This window comes from Pseudomonas nicosulfuronedens, assembly GCF_005877905.1.
GTDB lineage: Bacteria > Pseudomonadota > Gammaproteobacteria > Pseudomonadales > Pseudomonadaceae > Pseudomonas > Pseudomonas nicosulfuronedens.
Map to the genome: position 1 here is coordinate 14,722 of NZ_SWDV01000046.1, position 15,055 is coordinate 29,776.

Consider the following 15,055-nt stretch of genomic DNA (forward strand, 5'->3'; position numbering starts at 1 on the left):
ACGTGCCCGCCACAACGGGCACAATGGCGCGCCGAACATCAGCTAGGGAAGCGCATGAGTCTGCAACTGATCTGGGTCCTCGCCCTGCTCGCCACCGCTGTCGGGCTGTTCGTCATCAACCGGCCACGGATGGACGTGGTCGCCCTGCTGGTGATGGTCGCCCTGCCACTGTCGGGCGTGCTCAACGTACAGGAGTCGCTGGCCGGCTTTGCCGATCCCAACGTCATCCTGATCGCCGCGCTATTCGTCATCGGCGAAGGTCTGGTACGTACCGGCGTGGCCTATCGAATCGGCGAGTGGCTGACGCGCCGCGCCGGCTCCAGCGAGACACGCCTGCTGGTACTGCTGATGCTCGCCGTGGCCGGTCTCGGTTCGGTGATGAGCTCCACCGGCGTGGTCGCCATCTTCATCCCCGTGGTGCTGAGCATCGCCGCGCGCCTGCACGTCTCGCCGCGCCGGCTGATGATGCCGCTGAGCTTCGCCGGGCTGATCAGCGGCATGCTCACCCTGGTCGCCACCGCGCCCAACGTAGTGGTGCACAGCGAGCTGGTCCGCGAGGGCTCGAAGGGCTTCGGTTTCTTCAGCTTCACGCCGTTCGGCCTGGTCGTGCTGGTGCTCGGCGTCGGCTACATGCTGGTGGCACGCCGCTGGCTGGGCGATGACGATGGCGACGATAGCCAGAGCGTCAAGCGCCGCACCCTGGGCGACCTGATCCGCGACTACCAGCTGGCCGGCCGCGAGCGGCGCCTGCGCATCCGCCCCGATTCGCAACTGGTGGGCATGAGCCTGGCTGACGTGGAACTGCGCGCCCGCGCCGGAACCAACGTAGTCGCCATCGAACGCATGGTGCATTTCCGCCTGAAGATCCTCACCCCCAGCGCCAATATCGTGCTGCACGCCGGCGACGTACTGCTGGTGGATATCTACGGCGAGCGCAGCGACCTGCTGGGCATGTACCACGAGTTCGGCCTGGAACCGCTAAGCCTGCAAGGCGATTATTTCACCGAGCGAGCCCACGAGGTGGGGATGGCCGAGGTCACGTTGCCGCCGGAGTCCGCACTGCTGGGCAAGAGCGTGCGGGACCTGGAATTTCGCAGCCAGTTCGGCCTCAACGTGGTGGGCCTGCGGCGCAACCGCGAAGCCCTGGTCGAGGGCCTGCTGGAGGCCAAACTGAAGGTCGGCGATACCCTGCTGGTAATCGGCGACTGGAAGGAAATCCGCCAGCTCCAGGCGCGCAGCCGCGACTTCCTGGTGCTCAGCCTGCCCGCCGAGGTCGATGAAGCCGCCCCCGCCGCCAGCCAGGCGCCGCACGCGCTGTTCAGCCTGGCGGTGATGGTGATCCTGATGGTCAGCGGGCTGGTGCCCAACGTCATGGCGGCGCTGATCGCCTGCCTGCTGATGGGCGCGTTCCGCTGCATCGACATGGACAGCGCCTACCGCTCCATCCACTGGCAGAGCCTGCTGCTGATCGTCGGCATGTTGCCCTTCGCCCTGGCGCTGCAGAAGACCGGCGGCATCACCCTGGCGGTCAACGGCCTGGTCGGCGTCCTCGGCGGTGCCGGGCCCTATGCCATTCTCGCCAGCCTGTTCGTGCTGACGGCGGTGATCGGCCTGTTCATCTCCAACACTGCCACCGCCGTGCTCATGGCGCCGGTGGCCATCGCCACGGCAAAAGCCCTGGGCGCCTCACCCGAGGCCTTTGCGATGATTGTCGCGCTGGCCGCGTCCGCCGCCTTCATGACGCCGATTTCCTCGCCGGTGAATACCCTGGTGCTCGGCCCCGGACGCTATCGCTTCGCCGATTTCGTCAAGGTTGGCGTACCCTTCACGATTCTGGTGATGATCGTCAGCGTTGTGCTGGTACCCTGGCTGCTGCCGCTGTAGTCGTCCACCGCAGGATCAACAAGGAAACGTCTCGATGGAAGTGAGCAAGACCAAAAGCAGTTTCTACCGCCGCCTGTACGTCGCGTGGCTGATCGACAGCGGCACCGCGACCAGCGTCCCGGCGCTGATGGAGGCCACCGGCATGCCCCGACGCACGGCGCAGGACACCCTGGCCGCGCTGGCCGATCTCGACATCGACTGCGCCTTCGAGCAGCACGACGGCGAACGCAACAACGCCGGCCACTACCGCATCCGCGACTGGGGCGCCATCGATCCGCGCTGGATCGCCGCGCACCTGCCGAAGATCAAGGACATCCTGCAGTACCCCTGAGCCCGCCCGCATGCTTGCCGTTCCCCCCATTCTCTGGCGCTCTCGCCGACTGATCCTGCTGCTCGCCTTCGCCGGAGTGCTGGCCCTGCTCTACCGCGCCAGCGGCCTGCATGAGGAGTTCAGCCTCGACGCCCTGCGCACCGAACTGACCGACAACCGCCTGGGCGGCCTGCTGCTGTTCGTCGGCCTGTTCGCCCTGGGCAACCTGCTGCACATCCCCGGCCTGCTGTTCCTCGCCGCCGCCGTGCTGGCCATGGGCAAGCTGTGGGGCGGGCTGATCACCTACTGCGCGGCAGTGTTCTCCTGCGGTTTCACCTTCCTGATCGTGCGCGCCGTCGGCGGCAACGGCCTGCGCCTGCTGAACAACCGGCTGACCCGCGCGGTGTTCAGCCACCTCGACCAGCGCCCGGCGAGCAGCGTGTTCCTGCTGCGCCACGCCTTCATCACCTCGCCGACGCTGAACTACAGCCTGGCCCTGTCGGGCATCGGTTTCTGGCCGTACATGCTCGGCACCCTGCTCGGCCTGCCCATTCCGCTGCTGCTCTGCTGCCTGCTGTTCGACCGCCTGGGCAGTGCGCTGATCGGCTGAGGCGCGCCAGGAGCATCTGTGGGAAAATCGCCCACCGCTTCCCTGTCCCGCACGCCCTCATGTCGAAACCACCGAAACGCCCCATCAAGCCCGCCATCCCCGCCCAGGCTCTGCGCGACCCGGCCGCCAAGCGGCCGAACCTGCTGCACCCGCGCAACCGCCACCAGGGCCACTACGACTTTCCGGCGCTGATCGAGGGCTGCCCGGAGCTGGGCCGATTCGTCATCACCAATCCCTACGGCAAGCCAAGCATCGACTTCGCCAACCCCGAGGCAGTGCGCGTGTTCAACCGCGCGCTGCTCAAGGCGCAATACGGCATCGGCCAGTGGGACATTCCCGCCGGCTTCCTCTGCCCGCCGATCCCCGGTCGTGCGGATTACGTGCACTACCTCGCCGACCTGCTCGCCGAGGAGAACGGTGGCAGCGTGCCGCGCGGGCCGGAGGTACGCGTGCTGGACATCGGCGTCGGCGCCAACTGTATCTACCCGCTGATCGGGCACCGCGACTATGGCTGGCACTTCCTCGGCTCGGACATCGAGCCAGCCGCCCTCGCCTCTGCCCAGGCCATCGTCAGTGGCAACCCCGGCCTGAGCGATGCTATCGAATTGCGCCAGCAGCACGACCCGAAGCACATCTTCCGTGGCCTGCTCGGCGCCGATGAGCGCTTCGACGCGACCCTGTGCAACCCGCCCTTCCATGCCTCACCCGAGGAAGCCAGTAGCGGCAGCCGGCGCAAATGGAAGAACCTCGGCAAGCTCGACCCGTCGCGCCAACTGCCCAAGCTGAACTTCGGCGGGCAGAGCAACGAGCTGTGGTGCGAAGGCGGCGAGATCGCCTTCCTGCGCAAGCTGGCGGCGGAAAGCGCCGAAGTCGGCCAACAGGTGCGCTGGTTCAGCTCGCTGGTGTCCAAGGCCGGCAACCTCGACGACTTCCGTCGCGTGCTGAAGAAGGCAGGCGCCATCTCCATTCGCACCGTGGACATGGCCCAGGGGCAGAAGCAGAGCCGCTTCGTCGCCTGGACCTTCCTCGAGCCAGAGCACCGCCGCAAAGCGTAGGGCGCATAACGCGGCACGCGTTATCCGCCGTCACTCAGCACCGACGATAACCGCAAGCGGTTATTCGCCCTACGACTCGCCCCCGCGTCAGGCTTCAGCCAACAGCGCCGGCGAGCGTTCACGCCCCAGCAGCACAAAGACCAGCCCCGCTACGACCAGGGTGATCCCGGCCAGCAGCTCCAACACCCGGCTGAACACGGCCACGTAGTCGCTGCGCAGTTGCTCGGGCGCCAGCTGCGGCAACTGCTCGACGACCGCCGCCAGATTGCCGATGGCCAACTGGTTGGCGCTCATCAGGCGCTCCGCCGTGGCCAGGCCCAAGGGCTCCAACTGCGAAGCGATCAGGGTCGCCAGCAAAGCGCCGACCACGGCGATGGCCACCGCATCGGCGGACACCCGCACGGTGTTGAAGATGCCCGTCGCCATGCCGGCGCGTTCACGCTCGACCACGCTCACCGCCAGGCCATCCATCAACCCCCAGGGCAGGCCGATACCGATGCCGATCATCAACAGCGGCACATCTGGCGCGACACCGCCTGCCAGGTTGCGCGCCAGCCACATCAGCCCGCCCGCCACGATCAGCAGGCCGATTGCCGAGAGGCTGCCAGCACTGAAGTGCTTCGCCAGCAGCGCCGCCAGGAAGGGTACTATCAACAGCGGCGCCGACAGCGCCAGCATGGTCCAGCCAGCTTGCAGCGCGCCCTGCCCTTCGATGCCGATGAAGCGTCCCGGCAGCAGGACGATCAGCACCACGTAGGCGAACGCCGGCGACGCACCCAGCAGTTGTACACCAACGAAACGCCATTGGCTGAACAGCGAAAGATCCAGCAAAGGCCGCTCCACACGGCGTTCGACGGCAACGAACACGACCAGCAACACGCCACTCAGCACCAGCGTGACAATCACGGAAAAGCTCGCCCAGCCCTGTTCCGGCGCCAGCAGCAGGCCATAAGTGAACAAGCTGAGCGCGGCAGTGAAGCTCAGCGCACCGGGCCAGTCCAGACCGCGTGCCTGGGGGTCGCGGCTCTCACGGCAGAAGCGTACGACCACCGGCACCGAGGCCAGCGCGCACACCGCCGGCACCAGGAACACCCAGCGCCAGCCCGGCCCATCGGTCAGCCAGCCGGCGAGCAGTGGGCCGAAGGCCAGGCCGACGCCGAAGGTTGTCCCCAGCAAGCTGAACACCCGCGTGCGAATGGCCCCCTCGAACTCCTGCGCCAGCGCCGCCATGGCAGCGGCAAAGGCCGCCGAACCTCCCGCTCCCTGCAATACCCGCAGCAAGTCGATCGCCGCCACCGAGCCGGCCAGGGGAATCGCCAGGGTGGTGGCGCAGAACAGCGCCAGGCCGACCAGCCAGATGCGTTTGCGTCCGTACACGTCCGCCAGGCTGCCGGCCGCCATCATCGCCGCACCGTAAGCCAGCACGTAGCCGTTGACGATCCAGTTCAGCGCCACGGCCGAGCCACCCAGCTCACGGGCAATGGCCGGCAGCACCACGGCCGGGCCGGTGAAGCACAGGGGAATCAGCACCGCCGTCAGGCTGGCCGCCAGTAGCAGTAGCCAGCGCGAGGCGTCGGATCGATTTTCTGAGATATCGTGGGAAGGTTTCATGGTGGGTCCGCAAGGAATCGAGGAAGACCCGCCGAAAGCTAATCAACCCGGCATTACGGAAAAACAGGCTAGGATTCCGAACAAAACGGACATCACTGTCCGCAATCGATCCCCCAACGCGCGGCACAATAGCTGCCCACCTGCACGGATACCCGCCCATGGACAGCCTCAACGGCCTGCGCGTCTTTCTCCAGGTCGCCGACTCCCTGAGCTTCGCCCAGGCCGCTCGCCTGCTCGGCCTCTCCGCTTCGGCAGTGGGCAAGAGCATTGCGCGCCTGGAGGAGCGCCTGAGCGTGCGCCTTTTCCATCGCAGCACCCGCAGCCTGAGCCTCTCCAACGAAGGCCAGCTGTTCCTCGAGCGCTGCCGGCGCATCCTCGACGAGCTGGAAGCGGCGGAACAGGAACTGGCGCTGTCCACCCAGCAGGCCCGTGGCCGGCTGAAGATCAGCATGCCGCTGGTGGCCGGGCTACTGCCCCAGGTGCTGCCGGAATTCCTCCGCTGCTACCCCCGCATACAACTGGACATCGACTTCACCGACCGCCTGGTGGACGTCATCGAGGAGGGTTTCGACCTCGTGGTGCGCGGCGGCGAGCTGCGCGATTCGCGGCTCAAGGCGCGCAAGCTGGGCGACTTCTGCCTGCTGCTGGTGGCCTCGCCCGGCTATCTGCGCCAGTACGGCACGCCGCGGCGGCCGGCGGATCTCAATGAGCACCTGTGCCTGCACTACCGCTACCCGAGCAGCGGGCTGGTACAGCGCTGGCCGCTCAAGCTCGCCCCTGGCGAAGCGGAGCCACGCCTGGACGGCGGGTTGATCTGCAACACCGCCGACATGCTGATCAACGTTGCCAGCCAGGGCATGGGAATCGCCTGCCTGCCCGACTTCGCGGTGCGCAGCGCGCTGAACGACGGCCGGCTGGTGCAGGTGCTGAGCGAACACACTACGCACCAGGGCAGCTTCCACGCGCTGTGGCCGGCGGGTCGGCGCATGTCGCTGAAGCTGCGGGTGTTCCTCGACTTCCTGGGCGACCGGCTGTTCGTCACTCGTTAAAGTGACTCAGCGGATGAACTGCTTGCTGATCTCGCGAAAGATTTCCGTCCCCGCGCGCTCCATCCACTCGAAGGCGACCATCTCCCGCGAGACGATCACCGCGCCGGCCTGCCGCATCCGCTCCAGCGCCAGCGCCTTGTCCCGCGGCCGACGCGAGCCGACGGCCTCGTCCACCACGTAGACCTGGCGATCCTCGGCCAGCAACCCCAGCACTGTCTGCAACACACAGACGTGCGCTTCGGTGCCGCACACCACAAACTGCCGACTATCGCCGCCGGGCATCTGCAGCAGCCCGGGATCGGCGACTGCGGAGAAGGCGATCTTCTCCAGCACCTCGCCCTCCGCCAGTTCGTCACGCAGCGCCGGCAGCGTCGTGCCGAGGCCCTTCGGGTACTGCTCGGTGGCCAGCACGGGCACGCCCAGCCGCCGTGCGATGGCCAGCAGCCAGGCGCTGTGTTCGAGCACTGCCTCGTTGTCGTGAATGGCCGGGAACAGGCGTTCCTGGATGTCGATGATCAGCAGGGTCGAAGCCTGGGCGCGCAGCAACATCGTGAGAGTCCTCCAGAGGTTCGAACCCGAGTTGTGGTCCTCCGAAGCCAGGCTGTCAACCGCCATCGCACCATTGGCCACTTGGCAGGCGCCGCTCCAGCCCGCACCCTATGCGCGCCAGAACACCACAACAACGAGCCTGGGAGAGAAGGGAACATGGGCAAGAGCATCAGCATCGCCGCGCGTGACGGCAGCGGCAGCTTCAGCGGTTATCTCGCGGTACCGGCCAGCGGGCACGGCCCCGGAGTGGTGATCGGCCAGGAGATCTTCGGCGTCAACGCCAACATGCGCAGCATCGCCGACAGCTATGCCGAGGAAGGCTACGTCGCCCTGGTGCCCGATCTCTTCTGGCGTCTGCAGCCGAACCTGGAGCTGGGCTACAGCGAGGCCGACTTCGGCCAGGCCATCGGCCTGTTCCAGCGCTTCGACGTGGACAAGGGTGTGGACGACATCGCTGCCGCCATGGACGCCCTGCGCGCGCTGCCGGCGGTGGAGGATCGCGGTATCGGCTATGTCGGCTTCTGCCTGGGCGGCAAGCTCGCCTACCTCACCGCCGCGCGCACCGACGCCGCCTGCTCGGTGGGCTACTACGGCATGGGCATCGAGCAGATGCTCGACGAGGCAGCGAACATCAAGGGTCGCCTGGTGCTGCACTTCGCCGAGCAGGACGTGTACTGCGACGCCAACGCCCGCGCGGCCATCGGTGAAGTCCTCGGCAAGCTGCCGAAGGCGGAAATCTACAGCTACCCCGGCGTCGACCATGCCTTCGCCCGTCCCAACGGCATGCACTTCGACAAGCCCGCCGCGCTGATGGCCCACGAGCGCAGCATCGGCGCGCTCAAGCGCGAGATCGGCCCGGACTTCGACCTGTCGCAGCTGTGGGAAGACCACATTTACCACGAGTTCGCCGCCCGTGACGTGCCCGCCACCATGGCGACCATGGTCGCCCAGCCCTACGTCAACCATATTCCCACCATGACCGGCGGCGTCGGCCAGGACGAACTGGCGCGCTTCTACCGCAACCACTTCGTCCACGGTAATCCGCCGGACATGAAACTGGTGCCGATCTCCCGCACCGTCGGTGCGCTGCAGGTGGTGGACGAGTTCGTCATGTGTTTCACCCACACCAGCGAAATCGACTGGATGCTCCCCGGCGTGCCGCCCACCGGCAAGTACGTGGAGATTCCCATGCTCGGCGTGATCCGCTTCCGTGGTGACAAGCTGTGCCATGAACACATCTACTGGGACCAGGCCAGCGTACTGGTGCAGATCGGCCTGCTCGACCCCGCCGGGCTGCCGGTGGCCGGTGTGGAGACAGCGAAGAAGCTGCTCGACGAGAGCCTGGAATCGAACACCCTGATGAACAAGTGGAAGGACAGCGAAGGCCGCTGATTCTCCTCGATCAACCCAAGGAGCACCCGATGTACCCCATAGGGAAATGGACCTGTGCCGCGCTGCTGGTACTTGCCGGCGGCGCCGGCGCGGCGGAGCGCACCGCGCAACCCTGCGATGCGGCCACCCTGCAGACACTGGCCGGGCTGCTCGGCCAGCAGGGCTGGCAGGCGCCGCAGTCCGGAGCGGCAACGCCCGTGGTGGCCGCGGCCTGCAAGCCCTGGCCGGACGATCCAAAGCTGCAGGTGGTAGCCGTCGCCTACAGCACGGCGGACGATAAGGCCGAGCCGGGCGAGCGCAACCTGAACCTGCTGGTGGGCCAATTCGACACCAGCAGCGGCAAGCTGGTGACACGCAGCGACGACAGCATCGGCGAGGACGCCATGGTGGAAATCGACAGCTCCAGCCTGTGGCTAGACACCGCGCGCTATCGCCTGTCTCCGGAGGTGCGCGGCTTCGGCCTGATCATCAGCAGCGTGGCACGCGGCGCGAGCTGTCCGGACGCCTGGTCCTACGACGACTTCAGCCTCTATGCACCTCAAGGCGACAAGCTCAAGGAAGTGTTCCGCACCTACCTGCGGCAATGGACGACACTTGAAGGCGTCGTCTGCGGCGGCGCCGACAAGCTGGTCATCGAGCGCTCGCAACTCACCCTGGCCATGGGCAAGGACAGTCACAACGGTTATGCGGACCTGATCGTCAGCTCGAAGGTGCAGCGCGAGCACGAAGGTGACGATGTCGGTACGCCGAAGACCGTGCGCACCACCGTCAGTTACGACGGTACGCGCTATCCATTCGAGGAGTTTTCCACCTTCTGGCAGAGCGCCCCGTGAACGGTAGGAGCGAGCTTGCTCGCGAACAATCCAGCCGGCGAGCCAGGTGCAATGCGGTTCGCGAGCAAGCTCGCTCCTACAAGAACACCAAGGCCGCCCGAAGGCGGCCTTGGTGTTTCTGGCATACCAATCAATGGCCGGTGTTGTCACCGCGGCGGCTGGTCTCGAAGAGGAACCAGGTGCGCTGCTCGGTTTCGTCGATCCAGTTCTCGATCAGGCTGGCGGTGGCGATGTCGTGGTACTCGTCGCACAGGCCATGGACCTCGCGCATGTAGGAGGTCAGCGATTTGTTGTCCTCCTGCAGTTCGGCCAGCATGTCCAGCGGCTGCACGTACTCCGCGTCGTTGTCGAGAATGCGCTTCTCGCGGGCAATCTGGCCGATGGAGCGCAGCGTGCCGCCACCGATCTTGCGGGTGCGTTCGGCAATCGCGTCGGTCATCGCGAAGATCTCGGTGGCATGGTCGTCCAGCAGCAGGTGGTAGTCGCGGAAGTGCGGACCGCTCACGTGCCAGTGGAAGTTCTTGGTCTTCAGGTACAGCGCGAAGACATCCGCCAGCAGGCGATTGAGCGCGGCCGACAGATCGCGGGTGGCGTTCTTGCTCAGGTCCGACGGCGTGGCCAGCGCGGGCGCACGACGCGGAGCGGTCTTGGCAGCGGCCGGTTTGGCCGCCGGTTTTGCGGCAGCGGGCTTGGCCGCTGCAGTCTTGGCGGCTGCGGGTTTGCTGGCAGCGGGCTTGGCGGCCGGCTTGGCAGCGGCAGGTTTTGCGGCAGGTTTGCTGGCCGCTTTCGCAGCCGGCTTCGCGGCGGGTTTGGCCGCTGCGGGTTTCTTCGGAGCCGATGCGGATTGCTTCATCACAAATCACCTCTACGAAAGATCACGATACCTGTGGATGCCGACCCAGGCGGGACGGCTGACTTACGCGGTCTTGAGCCTATCTCGCCTGACGTCGATTGCAAGTTGACAGCACTCCGGCACACGCGTTCCACCTGATGTGGATCAATCGTGGAGCGGCTGCCGTACAGCTCGTTCCAGTCGACCAGACCGTTCTCAGCGCATTACCGGATCGATCTGTCCATCAGGCTTTCTGTGGCTCGAAACGCTAGGGATTGAAACGAAAACGCGCATCGAGTTGGCTGTAACCCATGCCGACACCCTTGTGCACCTTGAGCTGCACCGGGATGCGCTCCTTCAGCGCCTCAACGTGGCTGATCACGCCGATGGTCTTGCCCGTGGCGTTGAGGCTGTCGAGGGCATCCAGCGCGACTTCCAGGGTTTCGCCATCGAGGGTGCCGAAGCCTTCGTCGAGGAACAGCGAATCGATGCTGGTCTTGTGGCTGACCAGGTCGGACAGCGCGAGCGCCAACGCCAGGCTGACCAGGAAGCTCTCGCCGCCGGACAGCGTCTTGCAGTCGCGCGCAGTGTCGCCCTGCCAGGTATCCACCACTTCCAGCTCCAGCTCGCCGTCGCTGCGCCGCGCCAGCTGGTAACGGCCATGCAGGCGCTGCAACTGACGGTTGGCGAGGTGCACCAGGTGGTCGAGGGTCAGGCCCTGGGCGAAGCGTCGGTAACGCGCGCCGTCGGAGGCACCGATCAGGCTGTTGAGGCGCTGCCAGAGATCGTGCTCCTCCTCCTGCCGGGCGATTTCCGCGAACAGGCTCTGCTGGCTGGCGCGACGGTTGTCGTCGCCCTGCAACTGGGCACGAATCTCGCCCTGGCGTTGGCCGAGCTCGCGCAGCTGTGTGGCGAGCGCCTGCAACTGCTGGTCGAGTTCCTCCAGCGGCAGTTCGCCGTGGGGCTCGGCCTGCAGGCGCTCGACGTCCTGCGCGGCGGCGGCACGCAAGGTGACGGCTTCGGTGATCGCCGTTTCCAGGCGCTGGCGCAACTGGGTCAGCTCCGCACGCTGGGCATCGTCCAGCAGCGCAGCGAGGTAGGTCGGCTCGTCGGCGAAGGGACTCGCCGCCAGCGCCTGCTGCCAGCTCGCCAGGCGCTCCGCCAGGCGCGCCTGCTCCTGTCCCAGTCGCTCCGCCAAGGATTGCTCGCGGCCCTGCAGCGCATCGGCCTGACGCTGGGCGGCGGCCAATTGCTCCTCGGCCTGCGCCAATGCCTGTTGCGGCGCTGCCTGCACCGCCAGCGCCTGACGCGTATCGAATCCGGCAGCCTGCCAACGCTGCTGCCATTGCGCGGCGATCTGTTGCGCCGCACGGGCAGCCTGTTCGGCATCACGCTCGGCGGCGGCCAGTTCCTGGCTGCGCTGCTGGTCCTGCTGCCATTGCTGCCACTCTGCCGCGCGCTCGGCCAGCCACTGCTCACCATTCTCCGGCACGTCGTAACCCAGCTCGCCCAGTGCGCCGGCCACTACCTGATCCTGCTGTTGCAGGTCTGCCCGCTGGGTGGCGAGCTGCTGCGCACGCTCCTCCTGGCGCTGGCGTTCGTGAGTCTGCTGCTGATCGAACAGCGCTAATTGCTGAGCAGCCTCGGCATGGTCGCGTTCGGCGCGCTGGCGTTGCTGTTGCGCCTGCTGGAGCTGGACCCTGTGTTCGTCCAGGGCCTTGAGCTGCTGCTGCAAGGCGGCCAGCGACGTCTCATGGCGCTCGCGCTCGGCGGCGAGCTGCTGGTCGTCCTTGAGCGCGAGACCCTGCGCTTCACACTGTTGCTGCCACGCCTGCTGGTGCTGCGCCAGCGCGACCTGAGCTTCGTCCAGCTGACGCTGGCCCTGCTGCAGCTGCGCATCCAGTTCGGCCAGCTCGCCACGCAAGGCGATGCCCTGGCTTTCCAGTTCGGCCAGTTGCTTTCGCGCCTGCTCCAGTGCCGCCTGGGTAGAGGACACATCCAGCGCCTGGTAGGCCGCCACCGCCGGATGCTCCGGCGAGCCGCACAACGGGCAAGCCTCACCGGGCTGCAACTGCGCGCGCAGATGCTCCAACTGGTGGATGCGCTGCTCCTGCTGCAGGAGTTTTTCCTTGTCAGCGACCTGCTGCCTGGTCGCCTGATAGCGCTCGCGCAGCGCTACGATGGCCGTGTCACGCTCGCCCTTGCGCTGACGCAGCACATCGAGCTCCGGCTGCCAGCGCGTCAGTTGCGCAGCGGCCTGGGTTCGGACCTGGGCCAGTTGTTCCAGGCGGTCGAGCCCACGGCTTTGCAGTTGTATCTGTTGCAGGCGCTCACGCAGGCCAGTTTCGGTCGCGCCGCCCAGCAAGGTATCGAGCTGCTGCTGATACCGGATTTCCTGCGCCCCAGCCGAATCGAATTGTTGCTGCATGAAAGCAACATTGCCCTGCAGGGTCTGCCGCTGCGTGGTCGCGTTCTGCAATGACTGGTCAGCCGCCTGTGCCTGCCGCTGCAAGTCGGCGATAGCCTTGGCCAGGCGCGAGCGCTGGGCGAACTGCGCGCGCCAGCCGCCCAACATCTCACCCAGCTTCGCGCGCTGCGGATGCTGCGCAAGGCGCGCCTGCAACTCCTGCTGCTGCTCGCTGACAGCCTTGTGCTCACTCTCGCGCACCTCTTGCGCCTGTTGAGCATACTGGCTCGCCGCCCACAGAGCCTGGGCGACCTCATCACGGCTGGACACCTGCTGCGTGCGGTTATCCTCCAGCGCCACGCGAACCTGTTCGACACTCTCGTGACTGCTGCGCCAGACCTGGTGCAGCGGTTGCAGGCGGACGGCAGGCTCGCTGTGCGCCAGGCGCTGCAGATCGGGCTGTGCGTGCTCCAGCGCCTGGCGCGCGCTGGCCTCCTTCGCGCCTGCCTGCTCGACCTGCTGCTGTGCGCGGGTCAGGTCTTCACGCCAGCGGCGTTGTGCCTGAACGGCCGCAAGTTGTGTCTGCAAAGCGGTTTCCTGCAAGGCGGCATCGCGGCCCTGTTGCTCCAGTTCGCCGCGCTGTTCGGTGCTGAGCAGTTCGACACCGTCAGATCGAGCCCTGAGCAAGCGCAGATCTTCGGCCAGCGCCTTTGTCCTCTCATATACACGCTTGGAAATAAGGCCATAAACCTCGGTCCCCGTAAGCTGTTCCAGTAATGCCGCTCGCTCGTTTGAGTTCGCCTCAAGAAAGGCAGCAAATCCACCCTGAGCTAACAACATGGACTTGGTGAAGCGCTCGAAATCTAAGCCTGTGAGAGCTTCAACAACGCGAAGCTTCTCTGTGGCCTTGTCTGCGAGAATTTCACCTTCGCCAGTGTTCTGATCGATTCGAGCAAGCTCTACCTTCGCTTGCTGCAATGCTCCTTCAGCACGATCACGCGCACGTCGCTGACTCCAGAAGGCACGATAAGCAACCCCCTTTACCTCAAACTCCACCTCGGCCAGACAGTCCGCAGTGTGCCGAGTCATCAATTCGTTGCTACTTTGCGACAACAACCCCATGCGCGGCGTGCGGTGGTACAGCGCGAGGCAGATGGCATCGAGCAGCGTGGTCTTGCCCGCCCCGGTGGGCCCGGTGATGGCAAACAGGCCGTTGCCGGCGAAGGGTTCGGCGGTAAAGTCGATCTTCCATTCGCCCTTGAGCGAGTTGAGGTTCTTCAGGCGCAGGCTGAGGATTCTCACGGGAGCTCCTCCTGCAGCTCGGCGACGACCTGCCGGTAGAGCCCGGTCAGGCGCTCGCGCAGTGGCGCCTCCAGATCCTCGGCATCCAGGCGTTGGCGGAACACGTCCTCCGGACTGAGTTCGTCGAGGGTTTCCTTCGCCTCGCTGAACAGCGCCGCCTGGGCCGTACCGCGCTCGCGGCGGGTGCGCAGGACGATCACCGGCAGGTCTTCGCAGAGCTTTTCGACGCGCAGCTGGATGTCGGTCAGGTAGTCATCGGTGTGCACCAGGACTTCCAGCCACACCGGCTGCTCGGCGCTGCCTTCGCGAGCGACGCGGGCCAGTTCGGCGGGCAGCTCGGCGAGGCTGCCGGACACCGACTTCAGCGGCTGGAAGCGCGGCACCGGCAACGCGGTGACGCCACGCAGGCCGCTGTCATCCAGGTCCACCAGCAGCACTTCCTTGCCCTGCGTCGCTTCGTCGAAGCTCAGGGCAATGGGCGAGCCGCAGTAGCGGATGTGCTCCAGGCCACCGACTTTCTGCGGCCGGTGGATATGGCCGAGGGCGATGTAGTCCGCCGCCGGGAAGGCACTGGTGGGGAAGGCTTCCAGGGTGCCAACGTAGATTTCCCGCACCGACTCGCTGGCGCTCGCGCCAACGGTGGTGAGGTGGCCGGTGGCGATGATCGGCAGATGCCGGCCGAGCTTTTCGCGCTCCGCCTCGGCGCGCTCGAACAGCTCGCGGTAGTGCGTCTGGATCGCCTGCTGCAGGGCCAGCTGCTTGTCCTGCGCGCTCTGCCCGGCCTGGCTGGTGAGCACGTCGCGCGGGCGGATGAAGGGGATCGCGCAAAGAATCGCGCCGGGCTGGCCGTCACGTTGCGGCAGCACCAGCAATTGGCGCTCGAGGTCGGTGCCGACGGCGGCGATCACCTGGGTGTCCAGGCAGGCCAGCAGGTCGCGGGACTCTTCCAGCATCGCCACCGAGTCGTGGTTGCCGCCCAGCACCACCAGGCGCGCACCAGTGTCGCGCAGCTCGACGATGAAGCGGTTGTACTGCTCGCGGGCATAGCTGGGCGGCGCGCCGGTATCGAACACGTCGCCGGCGATGATTACCGCATCCACGGCCTGCTCGCGCACCTGCTCGACCAGCCAGGCGCAGAACGCCTGGTGCTCGGCCTCGCGGCTCTTGCCCATGAAATGCTGGCCCAGGTGCCAGTCGGAGGTGTGGAGAATGCGCATGAAA

The 15,055-nt window shown here is 66.4% G+C and carries 12 protein-coding genes and 1 pseudogene; 7 read left to right on the top strand and 6 right to left on the bottom strand.

The window, feature by feature from the left end; translation table 11 throughout:
• Positions 1–54 precede the first annotated feature (54 nt).
• Genes FAS41_RS26805 through rlmF form a run of 4 tightly spaced genes read left to right on the top strand, consistent with a single transcriptional unit; the run spans position 55 to position 3,859 of the window.
• The gene (locus FAS41_RS26805; protein ID WP_138526381.1) at positions 55–1,884 is read left to right on the top strand and encodes an SLC13 family permease; all 1,830 of its coding nucleotides are present in this window, start codon (positions 55–57) and stop codon (positions 1,882–1,884) included.
• A 34-nt stretch (positions 1,885–1,918) separates the two neighbouring features.
• On the top strand, positions 1,919–2,215 hold the full coding sequence (locus FAS41_RS26810) for a winged helix-turn-helix domain-containing protein (protein WP_024762881.1): 297 nt from the start codon (positions 1,919–1,921) through the stop codon (positions 2,213–2,215).
• A gap of 10 nt (positions 2,216–2,225) precedes the next feature.
• On the top strand, positions 2,226–2,804 hold the full coding sequence (locus tag FAS41_RS26815; protein WP_138526382.1) for a VTT domain-containing protein: 579 nt from the start codon (positions 2,226–2,228) through the stop codon (positions 2,802–2,804).
• A gap of 59 nt (positions 2,805–2,863) precedes the next feature.
• On the top strand, positions 2,864–3,859 hold the full coding sequence (gene rlmF, locus FAS41_RS26820) for a 23S rRNA (adenine(1618)-N(6))-methyltransferase RlmF (protein WP_246084945.1): 996 nt from the start codon (positions 2,864–2,866) through the stop codon (positions 3,857–3,859).
• Between the two features lie 87 nt (positions 3,860–3,946).
• On the opposite strand, the gene FAS41_RS26825 is transcribed toward rlmF, so the two are convergent.
• Complete coding sequence (locus FAS41_RS26825) at positions 3,947–5,470, bottom strand: MFS transporter (RefSeq protein ID WP_138526383.1); 1,524 nt, start codon at positions 5,468–5,470, stop codon at positions 3,947–3,949.
• Positions 5,471–5,628: 158 nt separating this feature from the next.
• On the opposite strand from FAS41_RS26825, the gene FAS41_RS26830 reads away from it, so the two are divergent.
• On the top strand, positions 5,629–6,519 hold the full coding sequence (locus tag FAS41_RS26830) for a LysR family transcriptional regulator (RefSeq protein WP_138526384.1): 891 nt from the start codon (positions 5,629–5,631) through the stop codon (positions 6,517–6,519).
• Positions 6,520–6,525: 6 nt separating this feature from the next.
• Here the strand turns inward: FAS41_RS26830 and FAS41_RS26835 are convergent, their stop codons facing one another.
• Positions 6,526–7,068, bottom strand: a complete 543-nt coding sequence (locus FAS41_RS26835) for a hydrolase (protein ID WP_138526385.1) — start codon at positions 7,066–7,068, stop codon at positions 6,526–6,528.
• A gap of 156 nt (positions 7,069–7,224) precedes the next feature.
• On the opposite strand from FAS41_RS26835, the gene FAS41_RS26840 reads away from it, so the two are divergent.
• Complete coding sequence (locus FAS41_RS26840; RefSeq protein WP_138526386.1) at positions 7,225–8,460, top strand: dienelactone hydrolase family protein; 1,236 nt, start codon at positions 7,225–7,227, stop codon at positions 8,458–8,460.
• 29 nt (positions 8,461–8,489) lie between these two features.
• Positions 8,490–9,293, top strand: coding sequence for a PA3715 family protein (locus FAS41_RS26845; protein WP_138526387.1), 804 nt, complete (start codon positions 8,490–8,492; stop codon positions 9,291–9,293).
• Between the two features lie 130 nt (positions 9,294–9,423).
• Here FAS41_RS26845 and FAS41_RS26850 read toward each other — a convergent pair whose 3' ends face one another.
• The 4 genes and pseudogenes from FAS41_RS26850 to sbcD all read right to left on the bottom strand — a co-directional run bounded on the left by FAS41_RS26850 (position 9,424) and on the right by sbcD (position 15,051).
• Complete coding sequence (locus FAS41_RS26850) at positions 9,424–9,915, bottom strand: Dps family protein (protein WP_425049179.1); 492 nt, start codon at positions 9,913–9,915, stop codon at positions 9,424–9,426.
• Positions 9,901–10,125, bottom strand: a pseudogene (locus FAS41_RS31535) (hypothetical protein); the annotation flags it as partial. The gene FAS41_RS26850 and the pseudogene FAS41_RS31535, both read right to left, overlap by 15 nt.
• 268 nt (positions 10,126–10,393) lie before the next feature.
• The gene (locus FAS41_RS26855; protein ID WP_138526389.1) at positions 10,394–13,834 is read right to left on the bottom strand and encodes an AAA family ATPase; all 3,441 of its coding nucleotides are present in this window, start codon (positions 13,832–13,834) and stop codon (positions 10,394–10,396) included.
• Positions 13,831–15,051, bottom strand: coding sequence for an exonuclease subunit SbcD (sbcD, locus tag FAS41_RS26860; protein WP_138526390.1), 1,221 nt, complete (start codon positions 15,049–15,051; stop codon positions 13,831–13,833). Before sbcD ends, FAS41_RS26855 begins: the two co-directional genes overlap by 4 nt.
• Positions 15,052–15,055 lie beyond the last annotated feature (4 nt).

Coding starts and splice junctions, on each gene's coding strand:
- rlmF (WP_246084945.1), top strand. CDS start 2,864: ATGTCGAAACCACCGAAACGCCCCATCAAGCCCGCCATCCCCGCCCAG.
- FAS41_RS26805 (WP_138526381.1), top strand. CDS start 55: ATGAGTCTGCAACTGATCTGGGTCCTCGCCCTGCTCGCCACCGCTGTC.
- FAS41_RS26840 (WP_138526386.1), top strand. CDS start 7,225: ATGGGCAAGAGCATCAGCATCGCCGCGCGTGACGGCAGCGGCAGCTTC.
- FAS41_RS26830 (WP_138526384.1), top strand. CDS start 5,629: ATGGACAGCCTCAACGGCCTGCGCGTCTTTCTCCAGGTCGCCGACTCC.
- FAS41_RS26815 (WP_138526382.1), top strand. CDS start 2,226: ATGCTTGCCGTTCCCCCCATTCTCTGGCGCTCTCGCCGACTGATCCTG.
- FAS41_RS26845 (WP_138526387.1), top strand. CDS start 8,490: ATGTACCCCATAGGGAAATGGACCTGTGCCGCGCTGCTGGTACTTGCC.
- FAS41_RS26835 (WP_138526385.1), bottom strand. CDS start 7,068: ATGTTGCTGCGCGCCCAGGCTTCGACCCTGCTGATCATCGACATCCAG.
- FAS41_RS26825 (WP_138526383.1), bottom strand. CDS start 5,470: ATGAAACCTTCCCACGATATCTCAGAAAATCGATCCGACGCCTCGCGC.
- sbcD (WP_138526390.1), bottom strand. CDS start 15,051: ATGCGCATTCTCCACACCTCCGACTGGCACCTGGGCCAGCATTTCATG.
- FAS41_RS26810 (WP_024762881.1), top strand. CDS start 1,919: ATGGAAGTGAGCAAGACCAAAAGCAGTTTCTACCGCCGCCTGTACGTC.